This window comes from Pseudomonas sp. BJP69 (assembly GCF_007633355.1).
GTDB lineage: Bacteria > Pseudomonadota > Gammaproteobacteria > Pseudomonadales > Pseudomonadaceae > Aquipseudomonas > Aquipseudomonas juntendi.
Genome location: NZ_CP041933.1, coordinates 1,295,221 through 1,310,606 on the forward strand (window position 1 = coordinate 1,295,221; position 15,386 = coordinate 1,310,606).

12 protein-coding genes are annotated in these 15,386 nt (G+C 63.9%); 11 read left to right on the forward strand and 1 reads right to left on the reverse strand.

The window, feature by feature from the left end:
* Positions 1–154: 154 nt before the first annotated feature.
* The 10 genes from FPB55_RS06085 to FPB55_RS06130 all read left to right on the forward strand — a co-directional run bounded on the left by FPB55_RS06085 (position 155) and on the right by FPB55_RS06130 (position 12,032).
* On the forward strand, positions 155–4,180 hold the full coding sequence (locus FPB55_RS06085) for a bifunctional nitrate reductase/sulfite reductase flavoprotein subunit alpha (RefSeq protein WP_144187751.1): 4,026 nt from the start codon (positions 155–157) through the stop codon (positions 4,178–4,180).
* 295 nt (positions 4,181–4,475) lie between these two features.
* Positions 4,476–7,028 (forward strand): nitrite reductase large subunit NirB, encoded by a 2,553-nt coding sequence (nirB, locus tag FPB55_RS06090; protein ID WP_144187753.1) that lies wholly within the window; start codon positions 4,476–4,478, stop codon positions 7,026–7,028.
* On the forward strand, positions 7,028–7,390 hold the full coding sequence (nirD, locus tag FPB55_RS06095; protein ID WP_054890372.1) for a nitrite reductase small subunit NirD: 363 nt from the start codon (positions 7,028–7,030) through the stop codon (positions 7,388–7,390). The genes nirB and nirD overlap by 1 nt, the downstream gene beginning before the upstream one ends.
* Before the next feature lie 172 nt (positions 7,391–7,562).
* Complete coding sequence (gene pcaQ / locus FPB55_RS06100) at positions 7,563–8,495, forward strand: pca operon transcription factor PcaQ (protein WP_054905609.1); 933 nt, start codon at positions 7,563–7,565, stop codon at positions 8,493–8,495.
* Between the two features lie 193 nt (positions 8,496–8,688).
* Complete coding sequence (locus FPB55_RS06105; RefSeq protein WP_009686235.1) at positions 8,689–9,453, forward strand: FKBP-type peptidyl-prolyl cis-trans isomerase; 765 nt, start codon at positions 8,689–8,691, stop codon at positions 9,451–9,453.
* Positions 9,454–9,742: 289 nt separating this feature from the next.
* Entirely contained in the window at positions 9,743–10,183 is a 441-nt protein-coding gene (locus tag FPB55_RS06110) for a YkvA family protein (protein ID WP_029885873.1), read from the forward strand.
* 77 nt (positions 10,184–10,260) lie between these two features.
* Positions 10,261–10,431, forward strand: coding sequence for a YhfG family protein (locus FPB55_RS06115; protein WP_132476346.1), 171 nt, complete (start codon positions 10,261–10,263; stop codon positions 10,429–10,431).
* On the forward strand, positions 10,428–11,045 hold the full coding sequence (locus tag FPB55_RS06120) for a Fic family protein (protein ID WP_009686238.1): 618 nt from the start codon (positions 10,428–10,430) through the stop codon (positions 11,043–11,045). Before FPB55_RS06115 ends, FPB55_RS06120 begins: the two co-directional genes overlap by 4 nt.
* Before the next feature lie 283 nt (positions 11,046–11,328).
* A complete protein-coding gene (locus FPB55_RS06125; protein ID WP_047149705.1) occupies positions 11,329–11,667 on the forward strand; it encodes a helix-turn-helix transcriptional regulator in 339 nt (112 codons plus the stop codon).
* Complete coding sequence (locus tag FPB55_RS06130) at positions 11,664–12,032, forward strand: hypothetical protein (protein ID WP_009686241.1); 369 nt, start codon at positions 11,664–11,666, stop codon at positions 12,030–12,032. Before FPB55_RS06125 ends, FPB55_RS06130 begins: the two co-directional genes overlap by 4 nt.
* 96 nt (positions 12,033–12,128) lie before the next feature.
* Here the strand turns inward: FPB55_RS06130 and FPB55_RS06135 are convergent, their stop codons facing one another.
* Positions 12,129–14,210, reverse strand: coding sequence for a carboxy terminal-processing peptidase (locus tag FPB55_RS06135; RefSeq protein WP_165944151.1), 2,082 nt, complete (start codon positions 14,208–14,210; stop codon positions 12,129–12,131).
* A gap of 143 nt (positions 14,211–14,353) precedes the next feature.
* Between FPB55_RS06135 and FPB55_RS06140 the strand changes: the two genes are divergently transcribed.
* Positions 14,354–15,316 (forward strand): NAD(P)H-quinone oxidoreductase, encoded by a 963-nt coding sequence (locus FPB55_RS06140; protein ID WP_009686243.1) that lies wholly within the window; start codon positions 14,354–14,356, stop codon positions 15,314–15,316.
* Positions 15,317–15,386 lie beyond the last annotated feature (70 nt).

The following is a 15,386-nucleotide window of genomic DNA, read 5'->3' on the forward strand; positions in this document are numbered from 1 at the left end:
TCCAGCTGGCCCACTAATTGCTGGCTACCTCCCATCCCGGGCCATCAACGTCGACAGCCCGCACATTCTCACGACAAAGGCGCCGTGTTGCCCCCGCTTGCTGCTGCAGGCCGGGGCAGCCGGCGCCTTTTTGCGTTTCCACAGGAGCCCGCCCATGGTCAATAACGAAGTGCGCAGCGTATGCCCGTATTGCGGGGTTGGTTGCGGCATCGTCATGAGCGTTGCCGATGGCAAGGTCGGCAAGATCAGCGGCGACAAGCAGCACCCCAGCAACTACGGCCGGCTGTGCACCAAGGGCCTCACCGCCCACTTGCCGCTGACGGCGGCCGGGCGCATGGAAGACGCCTACCTGCGCCAGCAACGCAACCAGCCGCCAGTGCGCGCCAACATGGACCAGGCAATTGCCGAGAGTGCTAAGCGCCTGCGTGGCATCATCGACCAGCATGGGCCAGACGCCGTAGCGCTCTACGTGTCCGGGCAGATGTCGCTGGAGGCCCAGTACCTGGCCAACAAGCTGGCCAAGGGTTTCATTCGCACCCGCCACATCGAGTCCAATTCACGCTTGTGCATGGCCAGTGCCGGCAGCGGCTACAAGCTGTCGCTAGGCGCCGACGGCCCGCCTGGCAGCTACGAGGATTTCGAGCACGCCGATGTGTTTCTGGTGATCGGTTCGAACATGGCTGACTGCCACCCGATCCTGTTCCTGCGTCTGCTCGACCGGGTCAAGGCAGGGGCCAAACTGATCGTCGTAGATCCTCGGCGCAGCGCCACGGCCGACAAGGCCGACCTGTTCCTGCAGCTGCGCCCCGGCAGCGACATGGCCTTGCTCAATGGCCTGCTGCACCTGCTGCATCGCAATGGCCACACCCAACCGGACTTCATCGCCCGCCATACCGAAGGCTGGGACGACATGCCCGCCTTGCTCGATGACTACAGCCCCGAACAAGTGGCCGCCATCACCGGGCTGGCCGAGGCCGACATCGTCAAGGCCGCGCAATGGATCGGCAGCGCCGGCAACTGGATGAGCTGCTGGACCATGGGGCTGAACCAGAGCATTCATGGCACCTGGCACAGCAATGCCATCTGCAACCTGCACCTGGCCACCGGTGCCATTTGCCGCCCTGGCAGCGGGCCGTTCTCGTTGACCGGCCAGCCCAATGCCATGGGCGGCCGCGAAATGGGCTACATGGGGCCCGGCTTGCCCGGCCAGCGCTCGGCGCTGGTGGCGGCCGACCGTGTCTTCGTCGAACAGCAGTGGCAACTGCCACCCGGTAGCCTGCGCAGCGAAGCCGGCGAGGGAACGGTGGCCCTGTTCGAGCAACTCAAGGCCGGCGAGGTGAAAGCCTGCTGGATCATCTGCAGCAACCCGGTTGCCAGTGTCGCCAACCGCCAGCAGGTGCTCGACGGCTTGCGCCAGGCCGACCTGGTGATCGCCCAGGACGCTTTCCTCGACACCGAAACCAACCGTTACGCCGATATCCTGCTGCCTGCCGCGCTGTGGGCCGAAGGCGAGGGCGTGATGATCAACAGCGAACGCAACCTGACCCTGATGCCCCGCGCTGTCGAGCCCCCCGGGCAAAGCCTGCCGGACTGGCAGATCATCGCCCGCGTGGCCTGCGCGATGGGCTATGGCGAGGCCTTCGATTACCCGAACGCCGAGGCGGTGTATGAGGAAATTCGCCGCTTTCACAACCCGGCCACCGGCTATGACCTGCGTGGCATCAGCTATGCCGACCTGCGTCAGCAACCCCGGCAGTGGCCCAGCGCCCCGGGGCGCGAGCAGCACCGCAGCCCGCTGCGTTACCTGAACGATGGCAGCAGCCAGGCGCTGCTGCTCGATGACCAAGGGCAGCGGCCGGCTATCGCCTTCCCCACGGCCAGTGGCAAGGCACGCTTCTTCGCCCGGCCCTGGTTGCCCGCCGCTGAGTTGCCGGATGACGCCTACCCCCTGGTGCTCAACACCGGCCGCGTGCAGCACCACTGGCATACCCTGACCAAGACCGGCAAGGTACCGGCGCTGAACAAGCTAGAGCCCGGCCCGTTCGTTGAAATCCACCCGGAAGATGCCGCCCGTTTGGGCATTGCCGAGAAAGACCAGGTGGCCGTTCGCTCGCGGCGTGGCCAGGCCGTGCTCCCGGCGCGTATCAGCGACCGGGTCATGCCAGGCAACTGCTTTGCGCCGTTTCACTGGAACGACCTGTTCGGTGAGCAGCTGGCCATCAATGCCGTCACCTGCGATGCGCTCGACCCACTGTCGTTGCAGCCCGCATTCAAGCACTGCGCCGTGGCCCTGCAGCGGGTTGCCGGCGAGCGTATCGATGCCCTTGAACTGCACACCTCCGTTGCCGAGCCTGCCAGCATGCCGACCGCCACCTTGTCCCGCCTGTTAGGCCTGGACACCTTGCCGGCCCCGGTGCTGGCCGAAGACGAGCGCCACTATCTGCAAGGTTTTCTGCTGGGGCTGGCCCAGGCGCGCGCCGACGCTATGCCCAGCCTGCCGGCCAGTGCGCCGCTGCCGGCCAGCCGGCGTATGTTCGTTGACGGCTTGCTGGCCGGGCTGTTCGCGACCCCGGCCCAGGCACCGGCCGCGGCGCCAGCCCAGCCGCTGCACCAGGTGGTATGGGCTTCGCAGACCGGCAACTGCGAAGTGCTGGCCGAGCGCTGCGCCGAACGCCTGCGCGGCGCAGGCCTGCAGGTGCAGCTCAGTTGCATGCAGGCGACCCGCCCCAGCCAACTGCGCGGTGCTGCCAGCGTGGTGTTCATTACCAGCACGTTCGGTGATGGCGAGGCCCCCGACAGTGCCGCGAACTTCTGGCAGGCGTTGCAGGGTGAGGAGGGCGGCCACTGTGCTGAGCTGCCGTATGCCGTGCTGGCCTTGGGCGACTCCAGTTATGAGCAGTTCTGTGGTTTTGGCCGCAAGCTGGACCAGCGGCTGGCCGAGCTGGGCGGCCGGCGCCTGCTGCAACGGGTGGAGTGCGAGCCCGACTTCGACGAAGCGTTTGCCGGCTGGCTGGAGGCGCTGCTGCCAAGCCTGGGCAGCACCGCCGCGGCACAGCCGGCCGGCGCAGCGGCACCCGTGGCGGCTTACACCAAGCAGCAGCCCTGGGCGGCTACCCTGCTGGAAAACCGCCTGCTCAACGGCCCCGGTGCCAGCAAGGAAACCCGCCAGTTGGTCTTCGACCTCAGTGGCAGCGGTTTCACCTACGCCGCCGGCGACGCCCTGGGGGTCTGGCCACGCAATTGTCCGGCGCTGGTCGCAGAACTGCTGGCGCTGATGCAACTCGACGGCCAGGCGCTGGTGGAATTGAAGGGCCAGCCCGCCATGCCGCTGGCCGAAGCCCTGCAGGCACACCTGGAAATCGCCAAGGTCACCCCACAGCAACTGCAGGTGTTCGCCGCTAATGCCCCCGACCTGCAGCGCCTGCTGCAGCCTGAGTGCAAGGCCGAACTGCAAGCGTGGTTGTGGGGCCGGCAACTGGTCGATGTGTTGCGCGCCTTCCCGCAGCAACTGCCACTGGCCAGTTGGCTCGCGTTGCTCAAGCCGTTGCAGCCACGGCTGTACTCGATCAGTTCCAGCCCACTGGCGCACCCGCAACAGGTGCACCTGACCGTTTCCACGGTGCGCTACGGTGATCGCAACGGTGTGTGCTCCAGCTTCCTGGCCGACCGGGCACAGGCGTTGAAGGTGGGGATCTTCCCGCAGGTGTCGAAGCACTTCCGCCTGCCTGAGGACGATGGTGTGCCGTTGATCATGGTCGGCCCTGGCACTGGCATTGCGCCGTTTCGGGCGTTCCTTGAAGAGCGCGAAGCGCGCGGCGCCAGCGGGCCGAACTGGCTGTTCTTCGGCGAGCAGCACGCTGCGAGCGACTTTTATTACCAGGCGCAATTGCAGGCCTGGCAAGCCACGGGGCACCTGCGGCTGGACACGGCGTTCTCGCGTGACCAAGCGCAAAAGATCTACGTGCAGACGCGCATGCTCGAGCACGGTGCGCAGCTGTGGCAATGGTTGCAGGCCGGGGCGTACTTCTATGTCTGCGGTGATGCCCAGCGCATGGCCAGGGATGTGGACGCGGCCTTGCGGGCGATTGTCGCCGAGCATGGCGGCATGGATGCGGCGGCGGCTGATGCCTACGTCGACGGCCTGAACCAGGCCCGGCGCTACCGGCGTGACGTGTACTGATGTGCACCGCGATGGGCTGCAGTGCACTGTGAATGTGCGCAGCCGGTGCCGGGTGGCGGGCGAGCGAGCCCGCTGCTGCAAAGGCCTGGAACGCTGTGCAGGCCCGTGCAGGCGCGGGTTTGCGCGTAACGTGTCCACCCCCGGCAACGGGCTTGGCACACTCCCTGCTTAGCCCATGTAACAACAAAGCCCACTGATCAACGGCGATCAACCGGGCCCCCTACCGTGATGAATACAGGCAAAGGCGCCTGGAGCTTCGGCTCCAGGCGCTTTTTTTTTGATCGAGGATCGGCTTATGAAGGCAACAGCGAGCAGCGGGCAACGAGAGCGACTGGTCATCGTCGGCAACGGCATGGTCGGCCACCACTGTGTCGAACAACTGGTCAGCCGCGGCGCCCTGCAGCAGTTCGAGGTACGGGTGTTCGGCGAGGAGCGCCAGCGCGCCTACGACCGAGTGCACCTGTCCGAGTACTTTGGCGGTAGCTGTGCCGAAACCCTGGCCCTGTGCGAGCACGACTTCTACGCCGCCAGCGGCGTGTACCTGCACCTTGGCGAAGCGGTCCTGCAGATCGATCGCGAGCGGGGCGAGGTGGTTACCGCTCAAGGCCGCTACGGCTACGACCAACTGGTCCTGGCGACCGGTTCCTACCCCTTTGTGCCGCCGATCGAGGGCTCCAGCGGTGATGCCCGCCTGGTCTACCGTACCCTCGACGACCTCGATGGCATTCGCGCTGCCGCCGCCAGCGCCCGCCGTGGTGTGGTGGTGGGGGGTGGCCTGCTGGGGCTGGAAGCAGCCAACGCCCTCAAGTCGCTCGGCCTGGAAGCCCACGTGGTGGAGTTCGCGCCACGGCTGATGCCGGTGCAGCTGGATGGCGAGGGCGGCGCAGCGCTCAAGGCACAGATCGAAGCGCTGGGCGTGGGGGTGCACCTGTCGCGTGCCACCCAGTCGATCAGCCAGGGCGACGCCTACCGTTACCGCATGAACTTCGACGGTGGCCAATACCTGGAAACCGACCTGATCGTGTTCTCCGCTGGCATTCGCCCACAAGATGCCCTTGGCCGTGCCTGCGGCCTGGACATCGCCCCACGCGGCGGGGTAGTGATCGACGAGCACTGCCGCAGCAGTGACCCGCGCATCTTCGCCATCGGTGAATGTGCATCGTGGAACGGCAGCGTGTTCGGCCTGGTCGCGCCCGGCTACAGCATGGCGCGCAACCTGGCGGCATTGCTCTGCGGCGAGGCACCGGTGCCGTTCAGCGGTGCCGACATGTCGACCAAGCTCAAGCTGCTGGGGGTGGACGTCGGTTCGATCGGTGATGCCCACGGTGCTACGCCCGGTGCACGCAGCTACCGCTTCATCGACGAAGCCAACAGCGCCTACCGGCGGCTGGTGGTGGATGCCAGCGGCAAGCATGTGCTGGGTGCGGTACTGGTTGGCGACAACAGCTATTACGACACCTTGCTGCAGTATGCCCAGAATGGTATTGCCCTGCCGGCCGACCCTGCCGCGCTGATCCTGCCGCAAGGCGGCGCAGCACCAGCGCTGGGGGCCGACGCCTTGCCCGACAGCGCCACCATCTGCTCCTGCCATAACGTCAGCAAGGGTGCAGTCTGTGCCGCCGTCGACAGCGGCTGCAGCGACCTGGCTGCGGTCAAGGGCTGCACCAAGGCGGCAACCGGCTGTGGCGGCTGCGCGGCCTTGCTCAAGCAAGTCTTCGAGCATGAACTGACGGCCCGCGGTGTAGCGGTGGACAAAAGCCTGTGCGAGCACTTCGCCTACACCCGGCAAGAACTCTACGCCATGGTGCGGGTGGAGGGCATCCGCACCTTCAGCGAACTGCTCGCCCGTCACGGCAAGGGCCACACCGGCTGTGACATCTGCAAGCCGGCGGTGGGCAACATCCTTGCCTCCTGCTGGAACCAGCCGATCATGGACCCGGCGCTGGTGCCGCTGCAGGATACCAACGACACCTTCATGGCCAATATGCAGAAAAACGGCACCTACTCAGTGGTGCCGCGTATTCCGGGGGGTGAAATCACCCCGGACAAACTCATCGTGATTGGCCAGGTGGCCAAGAAGTACGACCTGTACACCAAGATCACCGGCGGCCAGCGCATCGACCTGTTCGGCGTCCAGCTGCACGAATTGCCGCTCATCTGGGGGGAGTTGATCGAGGCCGGTTTCGAAACAGGCCATGCCTACGGCAAATCGACCCGCACGGTGAAGTCGTGCGTGGGCAGTACCTGGTGCCGCTACGGCGTGCAGGACAGCGTGGCCATGGCCCTGCGCCTGGAAGACCGCTACAAGGGCCTGCGCAGCCCGCACAAGCTCAAATTCGCCGTGTCTGGCTGCACCCGCGAATGTGCCGAGGCCCAGAGCAAGGACATTGGTGTGATCGCCACCGACAAGGGCTGGAACCTGTACGTGTGCGGTAACGGCGGCATGCGCCCGCGGCATGCCGAACTGTTTGCCACCGACCTGGACGACGAAACCCTGGTACGCCTGATCGACCGCGTGCTGATGTTCTATATCCGCACCGCCGACAAGCTGCAGCGCACTTCGGTGTGGCGTGAAAACCTCGAGGGCGGGCTGGACTACCTGAAACAGGTGGTCATCGACGACAGCCTGGGCCTGGCCAGCGAACTGGAAGCGCAGATGCAGCATGTGGTCGACCAGTATCAGTGCGAATGGGCCAACGCCCTGAACGACCCTGAGAAGCTCAAGCGCTTCCGGACCTTTGTCAACGACCAGCGCGCCGACCCGGACGTGCACTTCGTGCGTGAACGCGAACAACGCCGGCCTGCCGCGCCGCTGCACCTGATCCCCACTGTCGAGGAGGCTGTCTGATGATGCTGTCCAATGCTGCTGTGAACAAACGCGAGAACTGGCAGGCCGTGTGCCGGGCGCAAGACCTGGTGGCCGACTCCGGTGTGGTGGTGTGGCTCGACGGTGCCCAGGTGGCGCTGTTCTATCTGCCTGGCCAAGCCCAAGCGCTGTACGCGGTGGACAACCGCGACCCACGCTCCGGGGCCAACATCATCGGCCGCGGCTTGGTGGGGAGCGTGCAGGGTGAGCTGGTGGTGGCGGCGCCTTTGTACAAGCAGCATTTCAGCCTGCACACTGGGGAATGCCTGGAGGACAGCGGGCAGCGCTTGCGGGTGTGGCCGGTGCGGTTGAAGGGTGACGCGGTGGAACTGGCTGTGGCCTGATTCTCGTGTATTGCCAGTGCCGGCCCTTTCGCGGGCTTGCCCGCTCCTACAGGTACAGCGCAGCCCTCAAGCCCTGCGATGAATCTGTGGGAGCGGGCGAGCCCGCGAAGAGGCCCGAACAGGCAGCGCGACCCGGATACGCTACAGGTGGCGATGCGGTAAGCTTGCCGGCATGAACCTCGACACCCGCATCAAGTACCGCCACCTGCTGTGCTTTCTGGAGATTGCCCGGCAGGGCAGCCTGGCCAGGGCTGCCAACATGCTCGCCATCAGTCAGCCGGCGATCTCCAAGACCCTCAAGGAGCTCGAAGACCTGCTGGAAACCCGACTGTTCGCACGCAGCCGCCAAGGGGTCGAGCTGACGCCAGCCGGTACGCGCTTCATGCGCTATGCCGGGCCCAGCGTGCAAGCCCTGCGCGATGGCGTTAGCAGCCTGCGCGGCGAGGCCCGGGCGCCGTCGCAGGTCCGCATCGGCGTGTTGTCCACGGTCGAGGGCCTGCTCATGCCCGAAGTGCTTTGCCGCCTGCATCAGCGTCATGAAGCGCTGGTGATCCGGGTGGTGACCGGGGTCAGCGCACAGCTGCTTGGCCAACTGCACCTGGGGGAACTGGAGCTGGTGGTCGGGCGCATGACCGACAGCCCGCAAATCCAGGGTTTGTCGTTCGAGCACCTGTACAGCGAGTCGATGAGCCTGGTGGTACGCCCGGGTCACCCACTGCTGGCCCGCACCCCCGTCGAGCGCGGCCAGGTAGGGCGTTACCCCTTGGTCTTGCCGCCTGCGGGTACCACCATCCGCCAGCATGCCGACAGCCTGTTCGTGCAATGCGGCATCCAGATGCCGGCGCAGCGCCTGGAAACGCTGTCCCTGGCGTTGAGCCGGCGCTACCTGCTGAGCAGTGACGGCGTGTGGGTGGCGCCGCGCGATGCCGTACTGCTTGACCTGCGCCGTGGCGAGTTGGTCGAGCTTGACCTGGGTGTGCGTGAACCCGGTGGCTCGGTGGGCATCTGTCGCAATGCGGCCCTGCCGCAAAGCCTGCCGGGACAGTGGGTGTGTGAGGTGCTGCGCGAAGTGGCCGGGCAGTACCGCGAGGGCGTTTACCCCTGAGCCGGCGCTGTCAGCAGGGCGCTCAGCGCCTTGAGGTGGAACCGGCAGCCGCAAGGCTTTTCTGCCGTGCGCGAGGCTGTGGAACTATTCCCTGTTTGTTGGCTCTTATGCCGGTAGCCATGGGTTGGGGACGCCTGATAAGCTCGCGGCTTCTACCCTGATTGCCCTTATGGCGCATGAACAAGGAAATGACATGAAACAGCATCGTTTGGCGGCTGCGGTTGCCCTGGTTGGCCTGGTACTGGCTGGCTGTGATCAACAGGCCAGCAGCCCCGAGCTGAAGACCCCGGCGCAGAAAGCCTCCTACGGAATCGGCCTGAACATGGGCAAGAGCCTGGCTCAGGAAGGCATGGAAGACCTTGATTCCAAAGCAGTCGCCCTCGGTATCGAAGACGCCGTTGGCAAGAAAGAACAGCGTATCAAGGACGAAGAGCTGGTAGAGGCCTTCACCTCGCTGCAGAAACGTGCCGAAGAGCGCCTGGCCAAGGCCAGTGAAGAAGCCGCCTCTGCTGGCAAGAAGTTCCTTGAGGAAAACGCCAAGAAGCCGGGTGTCGTCACCACCGCTTCGGGCCTGCAGTACGAAGTGATCAAGAAAGCCGACGGCCCGCAGCCCAAGCCGACCGACGTGGTGACTGTACACTACGAAGGCAAGCTGATCGATGGCAAGGTCTTCGACAGCTCCGTCGAGCGCGGCAGCCCCATCGACCTGCCGGTGAGCGGCGTCATCCCGGGTTGGGTCGAAGGCCTGCAGCTGATGCACGTTGGCGAGAAGTACAAGCTGTTCATCCCGGCTGAACTGGCCTACGGTGCACAAAGCCCAAGCCCGCTGATCCCGGCCAACTCGGTACTGGTGTTCGATCTTGAACTGATCGCCATCAAGGACCCGGCCCAGCTGCAAGGCGCTGAGCCGGACGCTGAAGCCCCCGCTGAAGCGCCTGCCGAAGCCCCTGCCAAGTAATACTGGCTGTTTGCCGAAAACGCCCCGTCTTTACGGGGCGTTTTCGTTTTAGCTGCTTGGACGAACCTGCCACTGCTGATACTGTCCGAGGAAATGCAGCGTGAAGAAGTAGGACGCTTCTGACGCAAGTCGCTCGCGGCGCTGGTAGCAACAGCCTGTAACGACTGTGTAAAAAACGCCCGATCTGACCGGGGCCCTTGCCTGGCAGGCACCCAGGGTCAGAAACTGTGGCCTGTTCACAAGGTTATCCACAATAAATGTGGATAACCTTTTCCCTCTCGGAGGTTCCATGAGCGCACCCTGGAATTTCGCCCGTTTCCTGCCTTTGGCCGAGCGCCTGCTCAGCCGCGGCCGGTTGCCGGCCTTGCTGTTCGCCGTGGCGCGCAAAGGCCCACGCCTTGGCCAGTTGCGTGACGACGTGAAATTGCTGCAGTCGCTGTGCCTGGCCTGGTGGCGCGGCGAATACCGCGCCATCAGCCCCAAGGCGCTGGTGACCATCGTCGCTGGCCTGCTGTATTTCGTCAGCCCCATCGACGCTATCCCCGACTGGTTGCTGGGCGTCGGGTTCCTCGACGACATCGCAGTGCTGGGCTGGGTACTGAAAACCGTGGCCGACGAACTGGCCCGCTTCAGAGCCTGGCGCGACAGCCAGGCACCCGAGCGGCTACGCGTGGTCGAGCGGCTGCCCGCGACACCGGAAGCACTGCGCCTGGAGCGCAATACCCGGTAAAACCGAACTTTTGGGTAGCTGGCCTGGCTAGGAGTCTGTCGGCTACAATGACACCTACAGACATTAGAGACTCGTCCATGGACAAGCTAAGCCTGCACGCCAAAAAAGCGTGGTTCGCCAAGCATCGCACTGCGAATTTCGCAAACAGCCTGCGCCTTGAAGGCTTTATCGTGCCGCCAGACGACAGCAAAGCGAAGTTGCCTGCCCGTGCTGCTGCACGCGAAGCCGTGCGGCAACTCAAGGCTTGAGTGTCGACAAGTATGGGGTCTATCAAGACCCTGATTGCTACCCTGACACGGACGTCCTGAAGAACCTTCTCAATCTGCGCAATGCAGAGGATCTGACGGAAGCTGAGCGTTACCTCACCCAGGTAGCGGCATCGCAGCTGGAGTTCGAAGAGCCTCCATACGATCTAGGTACATTAAAACGAATTCACCGCTGTCTGTTTTCCAGTATCTACAGTTGGGCTGGAGAAACTCGATCCGTAAAGATCAGCAAGGGCCATAGCCACTTCTGTGTACCGGACCGTATCGAGCCAGAGGTAGCGAAAGAGTTTTCCAGAATGGCGCGGGCGGGCTGGTTTGAAGGCTACTCTCGTGATTCGCTCGTGGTTTCCGTTGCTCAATCGTATGGAACCTTGAATGTCGCTCATCCCTTCCGTGAAGGTAATGGTCGGGCTCAGCGTGTTCTGTTTGAATGGCTAGTCGTGAACGCTGGTTTCGAGATTACCTGGGGACGGGTTGGCCAGGAGCAGTGGGTAGCGGCGAATATCGAGTCTTTTCAAGGCAATGACCAGGCTTTGGAGCTCGTCTTCAATCAATGTATCGGCGCTCCGATCAGGGAAGTCAACGATCCATCTTGATACTTGTTCTCTGATTCTGTGGGTGCTTCAGCGATTGCAAACTGGCGGTGACATTCATTGGGGGCCGACCTCGTCTGACGATGTCCGCTCTCAAGCACGCCTGCTGGAAATCTCTTACAATGAGATATAACAGAAGGGGAGCAGCCCGATTGCCGTTCGCTATTGGCTGTCATCCGGTTGGATGAGAGGGCAGGGTTGCCGCGCTGTATTGCAACGCCTATGCCGGCTCCCCCAGATAGGCCGTATGGATTGCATGCTGTAATCCTTGTTGAAGGGGTTTGTAATGGGTATTCAGGTCATCAGCCGCGACGGTCAGCCCGAGTACGCCGTGGTTCCCTGGGAGCAGTACCAGGCGCTGCTGCAGGCTGCAGGGCAGGCACCTGCCGAGGCCGGTGCCTGCGAGCCGGCTCCAGCCGCAGCCGTTGCAGCGCTGCCGGCGTTCAGTGAAGTTGCACAGATCCGCCAGGCCAAGGGCATCGCGCCTGAGCAACTGGCGCGCAATGTTGGGGTCAGCCCGGCCTACCTGGCCATGATCGAATCAGGCGAACGCCACCCGGATGCCGCCATCCGCCGTGCCCTGGCCTGGCACCTGGGGGTCGCAGGCTGGAGCGAGCCATCATGAGCCAGGTCAGGATCAGCCGTCAGCATTGGGACAACCTGCTGGGCGAGCTTGACCTGGCCCGCCGTCAACGTCACTTGCTGACTTACAGAGCGCTGATCGAGCGCTTGCAATTGCCCAGCCCGGCCATGCAGACACTCACCGCTGCGCTGGAATACCTGGCGGTGCTGGACGCGCGTGCCGAGCAACCGCTGCGCAGTTCGTTGGTCATCAGCCAGGGCGCCAGCCGCTTGCCGCGTACCGGCTTTTTCGAATGCGTAGAGCGCCTGGGGCGCTTTTCCGGCCCGATCGACGGTATGGAGGCCGCGTCGTGGCATGCTTCCGAAGTGGTGCGGGTGTTCGAATACAGCTACCCCGAAAGCGCCTGATCGCCAGCTGCACCGGGTTTTATCCAGGCAGGCACGAAATGAAAGGGCCGGGCATTTGCATGCCCGGCCCTTGTTATGTCGCGACAGCCAGCGGCCTTACTTCTTGGCCACTTTGCTGCTGGCGCTGAGGTAGTCGATCAGGATGCGACCGGTTTCCGCCAGGTAGGCGTCGTCTTCCGGCTTGGTGTTTTCATCCTCGGCCGGCAGCGCGTCTTCGTCCTCTTTCTTCAGCTCTTTGAGTGGCTCTTCACCCTTGGCCTTGCGGCGGGTGTTTTCCAGCGCCAGTTGTTTCGCCTCGATCTCGTCGTGGCGGGCACGTCGGTCCTGCTCGTTGAGGCTGACGGTTTTCTCGTTCATCAGCTTCTGGGTCAGGGCCAGGCGGTCGCGGATGTAGGTGAACTCGGCATCCTTGTCGCTACGTGCCTCATGCTGGGCCTTGAGCTGCGCCAGGAACGGTTTGAACGGGTCGGCAGCGGGCTTGACCACCGGGCGGATGGTGTCCCACGGCATGGCCTCGGGCAGGGCGCTTTCGCCGATTTCCTTGGTGTCGATGATCGATGGGTAGTCGATGTCCGGCAGTACGCCCTGATGCTGGGTGCTCTGCCCGGATACCCGGTAGAACTTCGCCAGTGTCAGCTTCAGCTCGCCATGGTTGAGCGGCTGGATGGTCTGCACGGTACCTTTGCCGAAGGTCTGGCCGCCAATGATCAACGCGCGGTGGTAGTCCTGCATGGCACCGGCGAAAATCTCCGAGGCCGATGCCGAGAGGCGGTTGACCAGCAGCGCCAGCGGCCCTTTGTAGAAGGCACCGGGGTTTTCGTCTTCCAGCACGTCGACCCGGCCATCGCTGTTGCGCACCAGCACCGTCGGGCCTTTCTCGATGAACAGGCTGGTCAGTTCGGTGGCTTCCTGCAACGAGCCGCCGCCGTTGTTGCGCAGGTCGATGACCACGCCGTCGACTTTTTCTTTCTGCAGCTCGGTGAGCAGTTTCTTCACGTCACGCGTGGTGCTCTTGTACTCCGGGTCGCCGGCGCGGTAGGCCTTGAAGTCCAGGTAGAAGGCCGGGATCTCGATGATGCCCAGCTTGTAGTCACGCCCGTCCTGCTTGAGCTTGAGCACCGACTTCTTCGCCGCCTGCTCTTCCAGCTTCACCGCTTCGCGGGTGATCGACACGATCTTGCTGGTCTGGTCGCTCGGTGCGTTGCTGGCCGGGATGACTTCCAGGCGCACCACCGAGCCTTTCGGGCCGCGGATCAGCTTGACCACTTCATCCAGGCGCCAGCCGACCACGTCGACCATTTCCTTGTTGCCCTGGGCGACACCGATGATCTTGTCTGCCGGTGCCACCTGCTTGGTCTTGGCTGCCGGGCCGGCCGGCACCAGGCGCACGATCTTGACCTGGTCGTTGTCGCTTTGCAGCACTGCGCCGATACCTTCCAGCGACAGGCTCATATTGATGTCGAAGTTTTCCGCGTTGTCTGGCGACAGGTAGTTGGTGTGCGGGTCGTAGGACTGGGCGAAGGTGTTGATGTAGGCCTGGAAGATATCTTCGGCACGGGTCTGGTCCAGGCGCGCGAGCTGGTTCTTGTAGCGCTTGGTCAGGGTTTCCTGGATCTGCTTGGGCTCTTTGCCGGCGATCTTCTGGCGCAGCACTTCGTCTTTCACGCGTTTGCGCCACAGGTCGTCAAGCGCGGCCTGGTCCTTCAGCCATGGCGCGTCCTTGCGGTCGATCAGCAAGGTTTCCTTGGTGGTGAAGTCCATTTTGTCCACGCCCTTGTTCAGCTCGGCCAGGGCGAAGTCCAGGCGTTGCTTGACGCGGTCGAGGTAGCGCTTGTAGATGGTGAAGCCCGGGTCGAGGTTGCCGCTTTTGAGGAAATCGTCGAATTGCGTTTTCCACTTGTCGAATTCGGCGATATCGGCCGCGGTGAAGTAGCTGCGCGCCGGGTCCAGCAGCTTGATGTAGCTGTCATAGATGATGACCGAACGGGCGTCATCCAGTGGCGGCTTGCTGTAATGGTGGCGCTTGAGCAACTCCACCACATTGAGGCTGGCGACGATCTCGTCGCGGTCGGGTTGCAGGCTGTCCCATTTATTGGCGGCCGCTGCATTGCCGCCGAGCGCGAGGCTGCCCAGGCCGATCATCATGGCCAGGGCGGTGCTTGGGAGGAAATGCTTCATGCTGATTCGACGTGGGGGCAATTGATCACGCATAGTAGGCCGTCTTTTCCGTTCGCCGGTTCCAGAAGAGCCGGGCGCATACTGCAAAAAGCCTGGGCACAACGATCCCAGGCTCGGTCATATGATTCAACTATGGAGGCACTGTGAAGGCATTGCAAGGCGTTGACGGACATGTGACCTGGGTCGAGGCCGAACGCCCGACCTGTGACGCGGGCCAAGTGCGCATCCGCGTGGCTGCGGCGGGGTTGAACCGCGCCGATTTGCTGCAGATGAAAGGTTTGTACCCACCGCCGCCAGGTGCCAGCCCGTATATGGGGCTGGAGTGCTCCGGGGTGGTCGAAGAAGTGGGCGCTGGCGCAGCCTGGCGCGTGGGTGATCGGGTCTGCGCGCTGCTGGCCAGCGGTGCCATGGCCGAGGAAGTGGTGGTCGACGCCCGCCACGTACTGCCGGTGCCCGAAGGCCTTGGCCTGCATGAAGCCGCTGCACTGCCGGAGGTGTACGCCACTGCCTGGCTGAACATCTTCCAGCTTGGTGCGCTGAAGGCGGGCGAGAAGGTCCTGGTGCACGCCGGTGCCAGCGGCGTCGGCTCGGCAGCCATTCAGCTGTGCAAGGCGTTTGGCAGCCCGGTCTGGGTCAGCGTCGGCTCGGCGGACCGCCTGGCCTATTGCCAGGCCTTGGGCGCAGCAGGTGGCGTGGTGCGTAACCAGAACCTCGACGCGCTGGAAGGGCTGGGCCCGTTCGACGTGATTCTTGACCCGGTGGGGGCCAGCTATGGTGAACTCAACCTCAAACTGCTGGCCCGTGACGGGCGCTGGGTGATCATCGGCCTGATGGGCGGCCGCACGTTCGAGCTGGACCTGGCTCAGGTACTGGGCAAGCGCCTGGGGATCACCGGTTCTACCCTGCGCAACCGTGATGACAGCTTCAAGGCCGAGCTGCTGCGCGAGTTGCAGCAGCAGGTGTGGCCGCTGTTCAGCGAAGGGCGCCTGTCGCCGCAACTGGTCGATACCTACCCTGTGGAGTTCGCCCAGGCGGCGTATGCCGAGCTGGAGACCAACCAGGTGTCGGGCAAGTTGGTGATGGTGATCGACCCGAGCCTGGCTTGAGGTTGCCGGGGCTGCTGAGCAGCCCATCGCGACACAAGGCCGCTCCTACAGGAGCTTGCATTTGCCTATA

Coding starts and splice junctions, on each gene's coding strand:
- FPB55_RS06085 (WP_144187751.1), top strand. CDS start 155: ATGGTCAATAACGAAGTGCGCAGCGTATGCCCGTATTGCGGGGTTGGT.
- nirB (WP_144187753.1), top strand. CDS start 4,476: ATGAAGGCAACAGCGAGCAGCGGGCAACGAGAGCGACTGGTCATCGTC.
- nirD (WP_054890372.1), top strand. CDS start 7,028: ATGATGCTGTCCAATGCTGCTGTGAACAAACGCGAGAACTGGCAGGCC.
- pcaQ (WP_054905609.1), top strand. CDS start 7,563: ATGAACCTCGACACCCGCATCAAGTACCGCCACCTGCTGTGCTTTCTG.
- FPB55_RS06105 (WP_009686235.1), top strand. CDS start 8,689: ATGAAACAGCATCGTTTGGCGGCTGCGGTTGCCCTGGTTGGCCTGGTA.
- FPB55_RS06110 (WP_029885873.1), top strand. CDS start 9,743: ATGAGCGCACCCTGGAATTTCGCCCGTTTCCTGCCTTTGGCCGAGCGC.
- FPB55_RS06115 (WP_132476346.1), top strand. CDS start 10,261: ATGGACAAGCTAAGCCTGCACGCCAAAAAAGCGTGGTTCGCCAAGCAT.
- FPB55_RS06125 (WP_047149705.1), top strand. CDS start 11,329: ATGGGTATTCAGGTCATCAGCCGCGACGGTCAGCCCGAGTACGCCGTG.
- FPB55_RS06130 (WP_009686241.1), top strand. CDS start 11,664: ATGAGCCAGGTCAGGATCAGCCGTCAGCATTGGGACAACCTGCTGGGC.
- FPB55_RS06135 (WP_165944151.1), bottom strand. CDS start 14,210: ATGAAGCATTTCCTCCCAAGCACCGCCCTGGCCATGATGATCGGCCTG.